Below are 17,130 nucleotides of genomic sequence, written 5' to 3'. Positions count from 1 at the left end.
CTTAAGCGTCCTTTGTTTACAATTTTATACACCTAATTTGAACTCAAGCAATATTTCAACTTGAGATTTTATAGGCTTTCCATTTTCCGTCGCAGGTTTATAAATCCATTTAACCACAGCTTGTTTAGCAGCTCTGTCAAATATACGTTTAGGCTGTGATTCAACTACAGCGATATTGGATACTTTACCATCTGAACCAACGTCGTATTTTAACTTAACCCATCCCTCCACACCATCTCGTGCAGCTGCAGCAGGGAATGCAGGCGCAATTCGCACAATTGGGCTAGCGGGTGAATCAGGAATATTTTCTTGAGTCGATTGGCACGCAGCCACCAAACAAGCAAAAAACAGTGTAAATATAATACGCATAACCTTCCTTAATATTGCTAACGATTTTAAATCTATTTGATGTTTTTGTTACGGTTTAATCTTGTCTTAGCATGATGATAAAATTTTTATCCTAAAATAAATTTAACATAGTAGAGGTAAGCACTAGCAACTGACGCAGAGGTAACGAGCAAAAGACTCGAAATTATGCTGAGAGGGGCAATTGAAATATAACCTCTACTTGGTTTATTGACGTCAAATTTAACATCAACAATATCACCTTCTTTATGTTTACCCGCTAAGTTTGCTTCAACTTGGTAGGCTGGAAATAATTCAAACGATCTTAATACTGGAGTTGAACATTGGTATGTTTTTGATTGGTATTCATACTCTATTTCTATATTTGCTTTGAATTCCCGGCTACCGTCAGGATTGCTGAAATCATCAAGTTTACACTTAATGATTTTACCTTTCACACTAAGGAAATTGTTATATTTACTCTTAATAAATAAGTAATTGAATAATTGAATTACAGCGGCCAACAAAGCGCCAAATGCCAAAAGACTTTTCATTTATAGTTCTCCTATTTCTGATTAATATATTTTACAGTTACTAATAGTTCAGACCAAACAGAAACTAAGCTAAGCATTTCCACCATTGAATATTAGGTTCGCTTCAAATTTTTCATTGTAGATACTCTCCATAGTATAAATATCCTTTGAATTTGGTGAAAAGAATAACCCTAACATCAGTGGCACGAAAAGTTTACGCCCACCCTTATGCGATTGCTATACGAGTTTTTCACCGCATGCTTTACATTTTTTGACTCGCCAGCCCCAACCTGGAGCTTTTTCACAGTTTGGACATAAAGAATATTTGTAGGCTCGATATATAAAATACAAACCAAAACATTTTAAAAACAAATTTATTAAATATGGGTCTGGTGCTTTTGTATAACCTAAAATTAAAGAAGGGCCCCAAAACACTAAAAACAGTATTGTGTAGTTTCTTTGCTTTTTCTTATTTTCTTTAAACTGATTTATATGGCTCATAGCTTTCCTTAACTCGTCTAGCAATATATTAAGCTGGCTGATTCCGCTTTGATGAGCCTGCGTTTTTATTAAGTTGAATAATATAATTTAAATACCTATTAATTCCAACCAACATTGTCAACTTAAAACCTTAAACAAAAGGTAAAAGATAGCGATGAGCTTTTCCGGTTTAGGCATCTGTTCTGATAGTTCAGCGCTACGTATATCGAGCGCAATTAAGAGATATAACAGCAGTTAAATAATTTACCCTCATGAACGCGCGAGCAAGCTTCGCGCCTACAAAATACAAGGTGTGATTGAATATTTGTTATTTATGGTTTTAACAATACCTGTCAATTCATTTCTATACTGCCCCGTAACCTTTTTATTTGGAAGAAACTTACAACAATAAAACTAGTACCAATGCCCAATAAAAGTAGGCTTGGTAACCATAGCGACATAAAATCACTTATTCTTGGGTCTTTAGCATTACCATCACGATAAAGGACTGTTACTTGCTCTTGTTCTTCAAAGCAAGTAGGTTTGCAACCAAAGCTAGATTCAAAATACTGATGCGAATAATAATCCAATGGGCTTTATTGACCCAACTGGGTTGAAGTGTGATGATTCGAAAACTAATGTTCCGCTTTGGAGGTTGAGGCTGTTGTATGGTGCGAATTCTATTTGGATCAACAAAGTAGCAAATGAACAAAAGAGTACGGAGCGGACTTTGGGAGATGGGTTCACTTATGAGAATAATGATAAATTAACGGAAGAAGGTTTAAAGCAATTTAAAAAAAATATTCAGAGTTGAATGGCAAAGTATTAAAACAATTTTTCAATGGAAAAAATGCCAAGCAAAAAGCGTTAAATTGGTTAAATGATAATGTTCATCCATTAGCTGTAAAATTTGATGTTGAGATTACGGTTCAATTATCTGTAGATTTTGATACATGGCGATTCGGTGGGCTAGGAACTAATTATCATAGTCACTCGGTAGACCTCTTTAGCGCAGAACAAGCAAGAGGTTGGGTTTGGGGAGCAAATTGGCATTCCCATGCCAGTGGTTGTTGCGATGTATTCTCACCGGATGATGTTAAAGTATTTAATCGTTATGCTTCATCTAATATAACATTTCATATGTCTTATCAAGGCCTTGATGGTAAAGGTCACTTAGTAAATTTTTAGAGAGTGATTATGTCTAAGTTAATATTTTTTCTAGCTATTATTGCTTCTAGTGGGAAAGCAGACGAATTTGGTTTTTTACATCCATATCCAGATAATGCATGTAAACTAAGTTGTGCCTATACGACTTATTGGTCTACAAGTTCTAAAATGAGTGATAGCAGTAAAGCGCTACCCCCACCTTATGCCGACGTAAATTTAAGAGTTGAGCGAGCATATGAAGAATGCATAGAGATTCTACCAACTCGTTATTCAAAAGAAGAAGATCCAACTGACTTCATAAAGTGGCTTATAACTGTTGAATGTATGAATTCTAAAGGGTGGTATTTAAAGGTTTCACCTTATAGTTATACGCTCCGTGGCAATAGTAAACAATGAAAATAAAGATTGATGTAATCTACTATCATATCAAACGGCTTGAAATAGCAAGGCAGCGTAATTTGTTCACAAACTTCTTTGTGGAAAACTGAATTTAGTCGTTGCTTACGGCATAATAACTAAAGTATTTCTGTTAAAGTTGAACTGCAGAGATCCGCATCCACTCTATGCCAACCCTAGGATAGTGAATATGTGAGCGCTTGCGACGAATGTTAAATCCTAATATGAGCAATGACAGCTCTGTGGAGCAAGGAGCAACAACCAGTAAAGGTTATACCGGCCACGAAATATTAGGTGATAATGGGTTAATCCATATGAATGGTCGGGTTTACGACCCAAATATTGGCCGGTTTTTAAGTGCGTATATACTAGTGCAAGTCCCCACTAATAGCCAAAGTTATAACCGCTGTACTCATACCCACTGAACTGAGTATGGTTAATCCGAGTGGGTATGAGGGGAATCATATTGTCCCGATTTTGGCGTCACTAAAGAAGAGGCTAAGTCGGGTAAATAGCCAAGTGAAGGTACAGTTTGTTCAGAAGAATATATAGATGAAGACGCTCTTGATTGGCTTGCTAAATAAAAATACTGCCAAGTCAAGTGTCAAGCTGAAATACAAAACCTAAGAAACTGGGGGAATATTCGAGTTATTCATACGCCAGCTAGTCACTCAAATAGTGTTGATTTTCAGCTAATGGAATATTCTCATTTTGCACATGGGACAGCTTTGAGTACAGAGCGGACGTTCCCATCAAAATTTAATGACGTAATAAAAAAATTAAATATAGATTTAAATGCTAACGCTGCGCTAGCAAAAACAATGACACTTGACCAGTTTATCAAAGCTGTAAGGACCCGTGGAGGCTGGGACTATAAAAACCACCCTGATTTGGTAAAGCATGGTTTATCTCAATCTTTAATGGAAGAGTTTGGTAATGTTCATTTTGGTTATGTTGCCGCTGCTCGGGGTTTATCTTTAGCACAAACATTGTTGGGTGGTGGCATATACCAGTCCTTTGTACAAGGTGGAGGGTACCCGAAAGAGCTTGACATAAACGCGCTCAGCCTCTCAAATTCAGAAGCGAGATTGGCTACTGAATTTGGATATAGCTGGGGAGATAATGAAGGCGATGCGTACAAAGTTATGACAGGTTGGGAGGCATACAATGCAAGCAATTAGTAAAGTTATCATATTTACCTTAATCATCATAAGCACTTCAGTTTACGCTGAAAATGTTAATAGTAAAAATTCAGCAAAAGCATTTTTTAGTGAACACAACTATGTATTGACCGAGATTATATTAAAACTAGATTCAAATAAATTGATAAGTCGAGTAGACCCTGATCTTGGAACTCTTTTAATCAAAGATTACGAGCAATTTAGCGAAACTGAGAAGAAAACACTTGCAGAGTTAATGGTTACATGTAAAAACTTGGGCATAATAAATATTGCAGTCACACGTTATGATTCTGGTGAAATTATGGCTATATGGTTTACATTAAATAGTGAAGGCATCTTAGCTAGGGGTACTGCAACTAGTTTATTCTACCTTAAAGACCCTAGTTTATTTGCGCGATTTAAAGCCGCATATGATGCTAAGACTGAACAAATAAATGATTCTTGGTATGTATGGGAAAACATCCCATCTAGACCCTAAATCAATGTTGTAAAGATAGTGAATGGGCAGTTCCTAAGTGTCAGAAAATCGCTCAAAGCGGACATTGTGTCGATTGCCAATGGCCTGCACGCAATAAGAAGCACTGTGTATGTAGATGAACCTTTTGAACACAAAGTCGAAAGAGTTTACGAGATAGTAATTGATGAATATGAAGAAGTTAAATTTTGTGGAGTATCGGGATGCTAACGTTAGTTAGTTTAATTCTTTCAATTTCTCTTATGGGTTGCAGTAGTGAGTCCTTTGAGATTGAATCGCTACATTTTAAAAAGAATGAGTGGATAATAGTTACAGCTGATAGCTTAAAGCCCCCATATCAAAAACTATATGGTGCCTTTAGGGTTACATCATTTGAAAAAGAGCAATTGAGTTATAAACTACAATATGAATGGATACTCACTAATTGTGACGATTTTGTATATAAATCAGATAATTGCAGCGAGATCGGTAGAGGTGAACTAATTGATCCCAATATGCTCTCGTTTGGACAATTTTACATCAATATTGATGTTGGTTATGGCTGTTGTAAAATTGATACAGTGAAGGAAATCCCGCCAAATTCGAAATACAGAGCTGCTAAATATGTTAACAGTCATTTAGATTTTGAAGGTGCTCTATACAAAAAGAGTCTTAAATCATTTTTTGATAATAATCTAAATAAAGCGGCCGTATCGGTCGATGGTTCTGAATGAATTAACTAGTATTATTACTACCTCCTAAAGATCCGCTTTTTGCAAACTCTGAATGACAGGCATTGTTAAAATATATAAATAACAACAACTTAAAAATAAAGTAATGCCTATCACACTTAATCTCGTATATTTGAATCCAGCAAATTCAACATAGCATCTATAGGCCAAATACAATCTTGGGCACTTTTGGCTGCACCTTCTTTACGGCTTTTAACCGAACACGGTCTTTTAGCTAGCCAAGCGGCGGTTTTATAAGGTGAGCACTATTTTTTGATAACACGACTAAACCCACTCGCTTTCAATTGTTATTGAATTATCATTTTTCTCATGGCTTTCAGAGTTAGCTAACGCGCTAGTGGTTAATTTAATACCTAAACCATTCAAAACAGAGAACATAGCCGCTAGTGTGCAATTGCCATTACCATTTTCAAGCCGAGATAATGTGTTAATACCAATACCACACAAAGCAGCACAATCAGCCAGTTTTATACCAAGTTTGGTGTGTTTAGCTTTGATCAGTTGCCCCAATACTTCCGAATTATTGATAAACGCTGTATCAGGCAGGTCAGAAACAGTAACCTTCTTTGCCATATTTGCTTACCTATTAGAAACCAGAATAATTAATCACCGTATATAGTGATTATAGATACACAGAAGCATTAATTTAATTTAATTCACCGATAACGGTGAATTAATTAGGTGAGTTATGCACAAGTTAAATATTCACCAATAGTGATGAATAAAAGACAGGGTAAAAGTAGCGACAACTTCTTTGTTATTTTAGTTATATGTCCTGATGGTTCAGTGTTCCGTATGCCGAACGCAGCAAAGTGGTATATGACAAAAGACAAAAAATTAAACCGTTTCTTCTCACTAAAGCGCGAGCAAGCTTCGCGCCTACAAAATACAAAGTGTGGTTAAATATTTGTTATTTATGATTTTAACAATGTAAGCATGCAACAGTGCCTACTATCAATTAAATATGTTAACCAACTACAACAAAATTTTGAAGGAGTGTGTTTAAACCGATACCAACAAGCGTCTATAGGAGGCATCAGCCAACTAGATAACCTGAACTCTGGATAACAACTTGCTTTCTAGGGGCTACTTATCCTTATAACTGCGTTGAATTCGCTAGTAATAGCCAGCTATTACGTACACAAATTCGCCTTGCTCTAAGAATAATTACCTCCCTAGAAGAGTTATGAATAAACTTAGTTATAAATTACAACGTATTAGCTAACTTGTTATCCAGAGTTCAGGTTAGATAAAAATTCTAGCAATATTCAGTTGTTAATTGGATCTGAAGGCGAATTAGGTGTTAAGAGATAAGCGAGCTGGAATTAAATTTGGTGTGAAGAAAACTTATAATATTAAATTGAATTTCGAGGTAGTTGCACATCAATGTATTGGCACAAGGCCAATACATTTCCGTCAAAATGATATATTAAATTTTTGTTTGGGCTAAAGATCTTAATGACACAAGTAACAGCACTAATATAGACCAAGTTCCAAAAGAACCGCCGCTTGATGGTTCTGATTTAGGCTCAGCTTGGCTTTGGTTAGGCACAGTGGCAAACGCATGATTGCTCCACACCGAACTAAAATCCCCCGCAACAGAACGAATGCGGAATTCATAAGTACGTCCCTGTTCTACATTGCTATCAGTATAAGTTGAGCCCGATAACGCCCCCATATTGTCCCAACTACTGCTGCCTGATTCCCTCTTTTCAAGTAAAAATTCAGCTTGTGATAAGTTATCCGAATTCCAACTCAGTTCGATCGCAGTCGACTTTAAATTACTAATACTCAACGTAGGCGTAGGCATATAAATAAGCGAAACTTCAACAGGCTCTGAAACTGCATTACGGTAGTCACTGATTACATAAGAAAATGAGTCGGTGTTTACAAATTTATCCCCAGGCACATAAGTAATCTGGCCACTATTATTCACTTGCACTTCACCATATTTTGCAGTGGAGCTAATAACAATAGAATTTACATCCAATTCATTTTCAGCATCACTGTCATTATTCGTGACGTTAAAACTAACTGACTGTCTACTAGACATATTGATAACGTCAGCGTTTGCTACCGGTTTAGTATTTGGATTAGGATCTGGCGTTATAATTGGACCAGAAATCTCACCCAACACAGTTGCACTCGCTAGGTTACTCCATTGAGATTGTGCGTTTGAATAGATAGCTCTGATCCTATATTCATAAGTTACACCAGAATCTAAATAATATGACGTCCAACTTAGTGCATACGAGTAACGCGAACCATCCCCCCAATACAAGCTACCCTGTGGTCTTTCTTGTATTTCAAAATAACCTTGGAAAGCACTGTCATAAGTCCAGTTTAATTGAATAGAACTCACAGATGGGTTACCAGCCGTAAGTACTGGTGCAGCTAAATAAGCCACCACCACAGTGGCGACATTTGAAGTCGCGCCTTCATTATCTTTAATCGTATAGCTAAAGCTATCTGATAGTGAAAAACTGTCTGCTGGAGTATAAGTAATCTCACCATTGTCATGCACTTCAACTTGGCCGCTCTGCGGCTGCGCCACAAGCACCAATGAAGTCACATCTATAGCACCATCAAAATCACTATCATTGTCCACCAAACTAAAACGCTGGGCAGATTGAGCATCTAAAGCAAGCCTATCATCAGTAGCCAGAGGCTGTTGGTTGGGCTTATCCAAAGTGGTAACCATCACAATATTGCTCCATGACGAGCTATATTCAGACGTCGTTGCTCTTATTCTAAACTCATAAGGTTGATTGTCCGATAGCTCACTGGCAATCCAATTGGTAACATTAGCACTTGTCTCTGTTACTTGACTCCATGTGTCTGAGTTCAAAACACGCTGCTGAATAACAAACGAAGATTCTAACGATTTATCATTCCAACTCAGGTTAACCGAATCATAGGAAGGGTCGCCAGCTTGCAACACTGGTGCAGGTATACTGATTGGGGAAGATATTTGATAATACGCTAAGGCCCCATCCACTTGCACAATTAACTTTTTACTCGTGGAATTATACCCACTTGCTGTTGTTTGAGCTGGCATAGATAAAATTTGACGACGTAAATTAATGTCATATATACCTGACTGACCAAACGCATAGCGGCCATCTGTCGACGCAGAATAAATCATTTCACTCGTGCCCCAAACTGGCTCCAAATTTTTATCTAACACAGCGCCAGCCCAAAAAACCCGTTCGCCATTTTCTGAAACCACAACTGTTCTTGAGCCATAATAACTATTCATTTGCTCTGGGCGTATTTCAGCTAAGTTAGTGAAAACATCACCAAGGGTATCAAATTTTATAATTGACGCTCCAGATGAGTTATTTTCACCGTGATAATAATACCTGCCAGTTGGATCAAAAGCTCCACCGCCCTCTCGAACATGCGCATCATCTTCTGTTGCCTGACTATTTGTGTTGTATAAACTAATGTTTATCCACTGGTCTTCTTCTTCAACTATTAATCTTTGCGAAACACCCGCGGCTACGCGATAAACATCTCCTTGCGAATAGCCTGTGGCGCCAGCAGGTTGAAAAGCCAATGTACTTTTTAATGTAAAGGTATCTTGATCAATCGCTAACAAGTTACCTGCCTTCCAGTTAGTTACGTAAATTAACTTGTCGGCGTAGTGAATCGTAAAGTCAGTAACCGAGCTACCTACAGGCAAAACTCGGTTAATGGTTTCGCTGGTTGAATCTATTTCGAGTAAATACGCTTTAGCAGCAACGTCTGTAGTTTCACTGATAGCGTAGACTGTAGAGGTGTTTTTATCACTGCGAATATGGGTAATATTTAAAGCTTCGACCTGAAGTTGAACTGGTATTTTTAACTCCCCTTCATCCGTAGTGATTGTTATATTGGACTTATGAACGCCTTTTTCTAAGGCAGCGGCACTGAGTTGAACGCTGAGGGTGGAGGGGGTTGTACCGGTATTTTGTACAAACGAGATCCAAGTACTATCTTCTGCCGTAGCAGACCAAGCCACTCCTGCATTTTCAGATGTTAATTGAATATCAACCATATACTTTGCATGACCGATAACTGTTTTTGCATTAACTTCGGTTTTGTCTAACCCTATGTTTGAAACAGAAAAGTTATAAATACTACCCGTTTCAACACCCGTTCTTGAAACCGGATCAATTCGCCAAAAATACTTGGTGTCGCTTGCTAAGGTAGTCGCTAATTCATGGCTTGTCCCGCTTACTCTCCCCAAATACACTGAAGATGAAGTATTGGCCGAAATAACTGCCGACTCATCAGTACTCAGGTAAACGTCATATTCGTCAATACCAGCAAGTGGTGTCCAAGTTAAAACGTCAGGTGAAATAATTACCGCGCCATTATTTGGATAAAGAGAGCGCCCTATCAAATCTAAACCAATTTCTTCAATTAGGTTCACAACTTTGAGCGACCGACTGCTACTATCAAAATAAACAAATCGGGTAAAATCCGACGTAAAAGCCTGTGCTTTAGTATAGGTATAGTTTGAATTCCACGAATCACCTGAATCTATATCATATAAGCTATTGCCTGTTGATGCGTCATATAAAGCGTCTTGAGTAGCAACAACAGTCGCATTTGGATTCATTGACCAGATAGCTTTGGGCAATACTCGTTTAACATTTCCTTCGTCTTTGACCCTTGTTACTATGGTTTTCATAGCTACAGTTTGATCATCGTCACTTATCAGAACGGGAGCTTCAAAAGGCTCGCGAGCAAACCCATCTATGGATGTTTGTTTAACTAAATTAATTGTACCGTCGTTATTTATGCTGTAGTGAGCGACATTACTCGAATGCCCACCAGCAGACCATCCATATTGAGGCATTGCAACTAGGGTTTTCTTATCGCTTGTAACCGCAAAATCCATAAACCCTGTATCGTTCGAAATATATTCAGAGCCATCATACAGAACAGATTGTAGCAGCTCTCCACTACTTCGGCTCAATACGTGTAACACAGGCCCCCAGGCACCATCTGAGTAATAAATAACGTCGTTTGGCCCTAAATCAATATTTGCAGTCGTATCGTCTACATCTCCCCAAGCAGAATAACTTGGCAAAGTAATACTTTCTTTATGTGAAAAATTATCTAAATCAATCACATCAATTGATTGACTAACACTGTTAACAACTAATAGTTCTGAACCGTCTTCATTGATCACAAAATCGGTTGGACTTTTTCCTACGGTTAAACAAGAAAGTATTTTTTCTTCAATTGGATCAAAAGCAATGATGCTTCCCTGCTCAGTATTATTGCGCTGAATAGCATAAGTTTTGGATCGAAATGGGTCATCTATAAGGCGATATATGTTCAGTGCTTGTACATTTGCATGCACAAATAGCTCACTGACTTTTTCACCATCATCAACTGAGATGGTTGCAGTATACGAAGCAATTAACTCATCAGTATCAAAGCTAATTTCTATTTGATTAGTCGTAGTATTTACAACTGCTGCGGCCCAGCTTGTATCGGAACTAACCTGAATATTTGTTTCATCAAAATTGGCTTGCTCCGAGAAATATGGAACGTACATTGTTTTATGGTTGCAGCCTGCTGCTACAATCAACTCAAGTTGATTTTTCTCAAAATTAATGCCTGCAAATGCAGAACTAACAGAGAGTAATAATGTTATCAGAGACACTGATAAAAAAGTTGAGAGTTTGTTTTTCATTTTACTTCCAAGTAAATTTATGGGGAGCATCCACTTTGCCCACTCAACAAAACATTAGCCTTGTATTTGAGTATTTTGCAGTTTAGGTGTCGGCTGTCCCAACCTAATAGACGGCACACATTCTAATGCCTACATTTACGCAAGTACAGTTAGTTGAAATAACTCAAATGGAAAATATGCAAATAATCTAGCATAAAATTGGTAGCGGACATCCCCTCCAATACAACTTGCCTCAAGTAAAACTCGCAAACTTCACGGCTTGAAAAATAGTCTTTCAGCAACTAACTCCATCGCTATCGCAACACCGCCAATAAAATGCACTTCCTGTTTTAACCGCAAGAGGAGTAGCCGACTCTTGCCCGCTAAAAAACACAATATTATTCAGCTCAGCAACATAGTTTGTCTCCATGCTCATATAACTAAACCTTGCGGATTAATTCTTAATAACTCACGCCCGACAATATATGTGACTTTAACAATACCTACAAAACCTGACCTACACGCCTAACTCAGCTTATATGTTGAAGCGCGCCATTAGTCGATTAAGTTGCTTGGTATACCCATCCTTGCCAACTGTTATTTCAATGTCTGTAAATATTCAATTAGCGCCTGACGATCAGCTTGATTAATTATTCCAGTAAAACCCATTTTATTACCTGGTATGCTTTTGTTTGGTGAGGTTAAAAATTCATCTAACTTTTCTACCGTCCAAACTCCAGTTTGTTGCGCTTGCATCGCTTTAGAATAATCGAATTGTTCGGTTGCGATTGCTCTATTAACAACACCTTGTAAATTTGGTGCAGTCTGGTTGTTAATTTGATGACAACCAGAACATAACTTGAATAACTGCTGGCCACGTTCAATTCCGACCACTATATCTGTATTTTTATTATCCAACACATAGTCAGCTCGCATTAACATCATTTTCTCCAATTGCTTGGCTGTCATCAGTGTGCGAATTTTTCGATAGGTTTGCGCTTCAATCATAGCGCAGCGTATTTCTGCAATTCCCAGTTGATAAGCCACTTGTTTATAAGCAGTTAAATCAAACGATTGCTGACTATTGATTCTCACTCTATCCATGTGTTGCATTTGTTCGCTGCGGATAGATTTGAATTTTGCTATTTCATTTATTAAAACATCCGTTGTGCCCTGCAAATAACCCTGTTGCTGCTTAGATAATAATTTGTCAAAACGTTTGGCGATTTCACCACGTTTAGCGCCATGACCACTTTTATGCCGAATGGAGACAAAACCAAAAAATTGTGCTGGTTGGCCAAGCGGAATAATTTGTCGGTCAGCAACACTACCGGTTAAATAAGTAAAACATTTAGCAAAAATATCGGTATAGCGCTCAATCGCTTGCTTTGTTGGTAATTGCTCTTTTAGTTGAGATTTGCGTTTATTTTGACTCGTTAATGCGGGATCTTGTCGCCATTTTTTAAGTGATTGCCATTGCTGTGTGTTTAATGTTTTTTCGACATCAGCACAAGCATTAGCTTCAATTAAGCCAGCTTGGGCGTTTAACCAGCCAAATTCAGCGGCCAATTCATAGAGTTTATGTTGCTCTAATTCTGCGCCCGTATATAAGTGATTTTCTAACTCGCTTAGAATTTTTGAACGTACTTGCCACCATTGTTCAATAACGGGTAGTACCTCAAGCGCAGCAGTTTTAATGCTCTGGCGTTGCTCAACCGTGGCTAATTGATGAAATGCATGCGCTATATCACCTCGTCTAGCGACTCGGCCCGATTGATAACGTAAAGCAACAAAACCGAAAAACTGTGCCGACTTACCCGGTGATAACTTCTCATTGTCTGCAGGTGAGCCACTTAACCAAGTAAAAGCTTTGGAGGTCACCGCCATACGAACATTTTTTTCATCGTGCCGACCACTATATTCGTCGGCATGCTTAGCATTATTTTTAGCAAATGCTGGCGAGCTTAATAACCCACAAAGCACTATAGTGGAAACTAGACAATTAATTATTTTGGTCATACCTACATCTCTTAAAACTGACTCATCATGTTATTAATTGTTGTTGCCAACTGAAAAAGGGACAAAAACTTAATTTTTTATTTTTTGTCCCCTTTTTACCAAACAGCAACAATAATAAATAAGTTAACCTGAACTCGGGATAACAAGTTAGCTAATATATTGAATTGACAATGAAATAGAGATGATTTGGTTCTAGAGTGATATTTTTTCTTAGAACAAGGCGAATTTGAGTACGTAATAGCTGGCTATTACTAGCGAATTCAACGTGGTTATGAGGAAAAATAGCTTCTAGAAAGCAAGTTGTAATCCCTAGTTCAGGTTAAGTTAGTCAACGTGAGACACAAATGCAGCCAAATAAAGTTTTTGAAATACTAATGCGCGAACACAGCCAAATGCTATTAACGTATTTGCGCGCTTTGGTACAAACACCTGATTTAGTCGATGAAATATTTCAACAAACCATGGTAACTGCATGGCAAAAACTAGATGACTTTGACACATCTCGTCCCTTTGCGCCTTGGCTTAGAGGTATAGCTAAAATGCATGTTTTAACACATTACCGTAAGTCAAAAACTGAAATCTTACTGTGTAATCAAGAGGTTTTAGATTATTTAGAGCTGCACATTCACACTCTCGAACAAACACCTGGTGATAGCTGGCAAGATAAAATTGCACCATTAAACCAATGTATCGAACAGTTGCCCAACAGCTACAAACAAACCATTGAAGCTAGATATCTGCACGAACAAAAAAATGCCGTAATCGTGCAACAATTACAAATTTCAGCTGAAGCGTTAAAAAAACGCTTACAACGAGCCAAACAAATTTTATTTGACTGTTTAGCTAAAAAAACCGCTATGGCAGGTGAACATGAACAATAAGCTATCGAATAAACAACACGCTCAACAACAACTTATACACGCCTTGTTGCAGGATGTTTATCAAGACAAACAGTTGGCGCAACAACAAACTGAACAGCGAATTAACAAAGTGATGGAGGAGATAAATCGTCCACAGTCTAATAGCAAACTCGTGCAATTTCCCGTCAAAAAGAATTATTGGCTCAGTTTAGCTGCCTCAGTATGTTTACTGGTTATCACTTTGTCTATTTGGGTTTTACCTACAAATCCAGCACTGGCCGAAGTGAACAACCTAATTGAACGGCTTGCCAACTTAGGCGACCGACTATACAAAATTAATCTGGCACCAATAGACACGCAGCCAATCAACAAAACAAATTGGCTAGATGATTCACGTTTATACGTGCGTGGCAAAGATCACTATGTTTTTGTGCAAACAACTGACAAAGGACGTTTGATTCGAGGTCGTGATATCAGTAGCAGCTGGAAGTTAGATCACAAACAACAGATAAAATATTATGCTGATTTATCAGATATAAAAATACCGATTGCCGGTGATGCTATTGGCATGGCTTTTATGGATTTTGCAAGCTTATTAACCAACTTAACCGAAAAATATCAACTCAGTTATCAAGCACAATCTGAGGCTATTGGCGCAAATGGGCTGGCTTTATCACGCATCACTGCAAATAAAAATGCCAAACAGAAAGGGGTTAAACAGGTCGTCATTTATTACCAAGCAGATAACTACCAAATTGAGAGAATTGTGTTTAATAAAGTGCACCTCAAAGGAGATCCAGCCCTTTTTAACTTGAGTTTACAGTTGGAAAATACCAAGTTATTAGCAGACGATTTTTTTACCGCTCAATATCATTTAAACATGAATACCTATGAATGACAGGCATTGTTAAAACATATAAATGACAATCACTTACGACCAATTCCTATTTGTTTGTTATCTGAATATAATTGACTGTCCAGTTACTAACTTCATCCAATTAAATTCACCAATAGTAGTGAATAAAACATGGGGTAAAAAATAGCGGTGATTTCTTTGCTATTTTGGTTATCTGCCCAGATAGAGCGGTGTTGCGTATGCAGAGCGCAGCACACTGATATATAACAAAAGACAAAAAACTAAACAGTTTCTTCTCACGAAAACGCGAGCAAGCTTCGCGCCTACAAAATACAAGGTGTGGTTAAGCATTTGTTATTTATTAATTTTAACAATAGCGACCACACATGATTTCTAATTTGATTAAGTTAGGTTTGCTAAACCTAGCCAATCATGATCTCGGTAAGCTTAGAAGTGTTTTTATTTAATGCTTGTTATAGCTCTGCAATATGAGAGAGTGTTTCAGGGTGTCTTTGCACCAATTTTAAAAGTGTGATGGCTTGCCCATTCGGAGTGCTTCTGCCTTGTTCCCAGTTTTCCAAAGTACGAGAGGACGTGTGAAGTAGGTTAGCAAATACACCTCGTGACATATTAAATTGCTCTCGAATACTAACAATTTCGTCAGGTGAAATATTTAAGTCACTTATATCATTTACTTCATGATTTTTTAGGGTCAATTTTCCTTTTGAATGTTCTTTAGCCTCAACTAATGCAGAGCTTAATTCATTGAATAAGTTACGATTGTTCATTGCGCCATGCCTCCATAAAGGATTTAAGTTGTTTCTTTTGCTCCGATGTTAAATCAGGCATCTCGTTCTTTGCGTATATAGTTAAAAGATAAAAGCGTTGCTTTTGATCTAAAAAGTAATAGATAACTCTAGCACCACCACGCTTCCCTTTGCTAGAGACCCTCAGCTTTCGCAAGCCTCCAGTACCTTGAATCACATCGCCGGCCTTAGGGTTTGACATTAATTCAGCTTGAAAAAGGCGAAAGTCTTCTTCCGAAAGGTAATCATTCCGCCATTTTTCAAAAATAGACGATTCAATAAAAATACATTCAATCGGATAAGTATACGCAATTAGCGTATAAAAACAAGAGTTGGAATTAGGAGCTATATAATATTAAACGGCCAATTTCGCTTTAATCTATCCGCTATTATTAGCTTGGTGTTGTGTATGTCGAATGCAGTAAAGTGATATATAACAAAAAACTAGGAGTGGTTAAGTATTGGTTATTTATTTCAACAGTGCCTATGAATGACAGGTATTGTTAAAACATATAAATGACAATCACTTACGACTAATGTCTATTTGTTATCTGAATATAAGTGACTGTCCAGTTACTAACTTCATTCAATTAAATTCACCAATAACGGTGAATTAATTAGGTGAGTTATGCATAAGTTTAATATTCACCAATAGTAGTGAATAAAACATGGGGTAAAAATAACAGTGACTTCCTTGTCATATAACACAAGTATTGAGTCGACTAAACTCTCAGTTTATTCAATAGAATAACTTGGTTGTGCTGCGGCATCGGCTTTGTTTTTTTCGTATAGTTCTTGGTAAAAATCATTGCGCACCTTCTTATATTCCCAAGATTGCAACAAGATATTGTTGATGTTTTTACTATTCCATTGGTTCCATAACTTTGCTAACTCGGCTTGTTGTTTTGGCCGTTGATCCACTAAATTATTTTGTTCGTACGGGTCTTTTTCCATATCAAAAAAGGACCGCCCAACATCAGGCAAAGGCTGTCGCATATATTTAGCTTTCATAGTTCGTACTGCGTATATGTGATCCGCTTCTTCTAAGCGCCAGAACAAAGCATGATGAGGTGAATTAGTTTTTTCTTGTGTCAGGTAAGGTAGTAAATTAACCCCTTCTAATTTCCCATCACTGGTATCAGCGCCAGCAATTGCGACTGAGGTCGCTGCAATATCAAGTGAAGAAACTAAGCCATCAAACTCAAAACCTTGTTTAATTTTTGCTGGCCAATGTGCAATAAATGGAACATGGATCCCGCCTTCTAATAATGCAACTTTACCCCGCCTAAATGGGCTGTTATCAGACCAGTTAAAGTTTGGTTGCCAAGATTCAGGATACACGCCGCCATTATCTGACAAAAAGAAAATCAACGTATTTTCATACTGATTAGTGCGTTTTAATGCAGCAATTAACATGCCTATACCTTTATCCATCTCATCTATCATAGCGGCATAAATACGTCGTTCTTTATTGGGTATATGGTTATATTTAGCAATGGTTTCTTCAGGTGCCTGTAAAGGTGTATGCGGTGCGTTATAAGACATATACAACATAAAAGGTTGATTCTTTGCGCGTTCGATAAATTTCACAGCATCTCTACTTAATGCGG

General features: G+C 37.6%; 19 protein-coding genes. 9 read left to right on the top strand and 10 right to left on the bottom strand.

Features of this window, described 5'->3' with window-relative positions:
- Nucleotides 1-24: 24 nt before the first annotated feature.
- The 3 genes from XM47_RS14140 to XM47_RS14130 form a co-directional block, all read right to left on the bottom strand.
- Nucleotides 25-369 carry an energy transducer TonB gene (locus XM47_RS14140; protein ID WP_053084575.1) on the bottom strand — a complete coding sequence of 115 codons (345 nt, stop codon included), beginning with the start codon at nt 367-369 and terminating at the stop codon, nt 25-27.
- Between the two features lie 86 nt (nt 370-455).
- Nucleotides 456-899 (bottom strand): hypothetical protein, encoded by a 444-nt coding sequence (locus XM47_RS14135; RefSeq protein WP_048693826.1) that lies wholly within the window; start codon nt 897-899, stop codon nt 456-458.
- Between the two features lie 216 nt (nt 900-1,115).
- Nucleotides 1,116-1,379 (bottom strand): hypothetical protein, encoded by a 264-nt coding sequence (locus tag XM47_RS14130; protein WP_048693823.1) that lies wholly within the window; start codon nt 1,377-1,379, stop codon nt 1,116-1,118.
- 789 nt (nt 1,380-2,168) lie between these two features.
- Here XM47_RS14130 and XM47_RS14115 point away from each other — a divergent pair.
- The 3 genes from XM47_RS14115 (at nt 2,169) to XM47_RS14105 (ending at nt 3,346) form a co-directional block, all read left to right on the top strand.
- Nucleotides 2,169-2,546: a hypothetical protein gene (locus XM47_RS14115; protein ID WP_048693817.1), complete on the top strand. Its 378-nt coding sequence runs from the start codon at nt 2,169-2,171 to the stop codon at nt 2,544-2,546.
- Nucleotides 2,547-2,555: 9 nt separating this feature from the next.
- Complete coding sequence (locus XM47_RS14110) at nt 2,556-2,921, top strand: hypothetical protein (RefSeq protein ID WP_048693814.1); 366 nt, start codon at nt 2,556-2,558, stop codon at nt 2,919-2,921.
- A gap of 224 nt (nt 2,922-3,145) precedes the next feature.
- A complete protein-coding gene (locus XM47_RS14105; protein WP_216595992.1) occupies nt 3,146-3,346 on the top strand; it encodes an RHS repeat-associated core domain-containing protein in 201 nt (66 codons plus the stop codon).
- 11 nt (nt 3,347-3,357) lie between these two features.
- Here XM47_RS14105 and XM47_RS19140 read toward each other — a convergent pair whose 3' ends face one another.
- Nucleotides 3,358-3,522 carry a hypothetical protein gene (locus XM47_RS19140; protein ID WP_154665754.1) on the bottom strand — a complete coding sequence of 55 codons (165 nt, stop codon included), beginning with the start codon at nt 3,520-3,522 and terminating at the stop codon, nt 3,358-3,360.
- Nucleotides 3,523-3,616: 94 nt separating this feature from the next.
- Between XM47_RS19140 and XM47_RS14100 the strand changes: the two genes are divergently transcribed.
- From XM47_RS14100 to XM47_RS14090, 3 genes are all read left to right on the top strand, one after another.
- Nucleotides 3,617-4,102 (top strand): polymorphic toxin type 44 domain-containing protein, encoded by a 486-nt coding sequence (locus tag XM47_RS14100; protein WP_048693808.1) that lies wholly within the window; start codon nt 3,617-3,619, stop codon nt 4,100-4,102.
- Nucleotides 4,089-4,580, top strand: coding sequence for a hypothetical protein (locus XM47_RS14095; protein WP_048693806.1), 492 nt, complete (start codon nt 4,089-4,091; stop codon nt 4,578-4,580). The genes XM47_RS14100 and XM47_RS14095 overlap by 14 nt, the downstream gene beginning before the upstream one ends.
- 200 nt (nt 4,581-4,780) lie before the next feature.
- Nucleotides 4,781-5,290, top strand: coding sequence for a hypothetical protein (locus XM47_RS14090; RefSeq protein ID WP_048693803.1), 510 nt, complete (start codon nt 4,781-4,783; stop codon nt 5,288-5,290).
- A 282-nt stretch (nt 5,291-5,572) separates the two neighbouring features.
- Here the strand turns inward: XM47_RS14090 and XM47_RS14085 are convergent, their stop codons facing one another.
- On the bottom strand, nt 5,573-5,881 hold the full coding sequence (locus tag XM47_RS14085) for a helix-turn-helix domain-containing protein (RefSeq protein ID WP_048693800.1): 309 nt from the start codon (nt 5,879-5,881) through the stop codon (nt 5,573-5,575).
- 108 nt (nt 5,882-5,989) lie between these two features.
- Here XM47_RS14085 and XM47_RS14080 point away from each other — a divergent pair, with 108 nt between their 5' ends.
- Nucleotides 5,990-6,211, top strand: coding sequence for a hypothetical protein (locus tag XM47_RS14080; RefSeq protein WP_149865517.1), 222 nt, complete (start codon nt 5,990-5,992; stop codon nt 6,209-6,211).
- Between the two features lie 526 nt (nt 6,212-6,737).
- Here XM47_RS14080 and XM47_RS14075 read toward each other — a convergent pair.
- Together XM47_RS14075 and XM47_RS14070 are read right to left on the bottom strand one after the other, a co-directional pair.
- A complete protein-coding gene (locus XM47_RS14075) occupies nt 6,738-11,000 on the bottom strand; it encodes an Ig-like domain-containing protein (protein ID WP_048693795.1) in 4,263 nt (1,420 codons plus the stop codon).
- Nucleotides 11,001-11,576: 576 nt separating this feature from the next.
- Complete coding sequence (locus XM47_RS14070; RefSeq protein WP_048693794.1) at nt 11,577-12,998, bottom strand: c-type cytochrome; 1,422 nt, start codon at nt 12,996-12,998, stop codon at nt 11,577-11,579.
- Nucleotides 12,999-13,342: 344 nt separating this feature from the next.
- Here XM47_RS14070 and XM47_RS14065 point away from each other — a divergent pair, with 344 nt between their 5' ends.
- Both XM47_RS14065 and XM47_RS14060 read left to right on the top strand, forming a co-directional pair.
- Nucleotides 13,343-13,879: a sigma-70 family RNA polymerase sigma factor gene (locus XM47_RS14065; RefSeq protein WP_048693792.1), complete on the top strand. Its 537-nt coding sequence runs from the start codon at nt 13,343-13,345 to the stop codon at nt 13,877-13,879.
- The gene (locus XM47_RS14060; protein WP_048693790.1) at nt 13,869-14,756 is read left to right on the top strand and encodes a hypothetical protein; all 888 of its coding nucleotides are present in this window, start codon (nt 13,869-13,871) and stop codon (nt 14,754-14,756) included. The genes XM47_RS14065 and XM47_RS14060 overlap by 11 nt, the downstream gene beginning before the upstream one ends.
- A gap of 431 nt (nt 14,757-15,187) precedes the next feature.
- Here the strand turns inward: XM47_RS14060 and XM47_RS14055 are convergent, their stop codons facing one another.
- The 3 genes from XM47_RS14055 to XM47_RS14045 all read right to left on the bottom strand — a co-directional run.
- Nucleotides 15,188-15,502, bottom strand: coding sequence for a helix-turn-helix domain-containing protein (locus XM47_RS14055; RefSeq protein WP_048693788.1), 315 nt, complete (start codon nt 15,500-15,502; stop codon nt 15,188-15,190).
- The gene (locus XM47_RS14050) at nt 15,489-15,722 is read right to left on the bottom strand and encodes a type II toxin-antitoxin system RelE/ParE family toxin (RefSeq protein ID WP_245623475.1); all 234 of its coding nucleotides are present in this window, start codon (nt 15,720-15,722) and stop codon (nt 15,489-15,491) included. The genes XM47_RS14055 and XM47_RS14050 overlap by 14 nt, the downstream gene beginning before the upstream one ends.
- Nucleotides 15,723-16,255: 533 nt before the next feature.
- A partial coding sequence (locus tag XM47_RS14045; protein ID WP_048693781.1) for a sulfatase family protein occupies nt 16,256-17,130 on the bottom strand: 875 nt, incomplete at its 5' end.

Source organism: Catenovulum maritimum, from assembly GCF_001050375.1.
GTDB lineage: Bacteria > Pseudomonadota > Gammaproteobacteria > Enterobacterales > Alteromonadaceae > Catenovulum > Catenovulum maritimum.
This window is presented reverse-complemented; position numbering and strand designations above follow the sequence as displayed.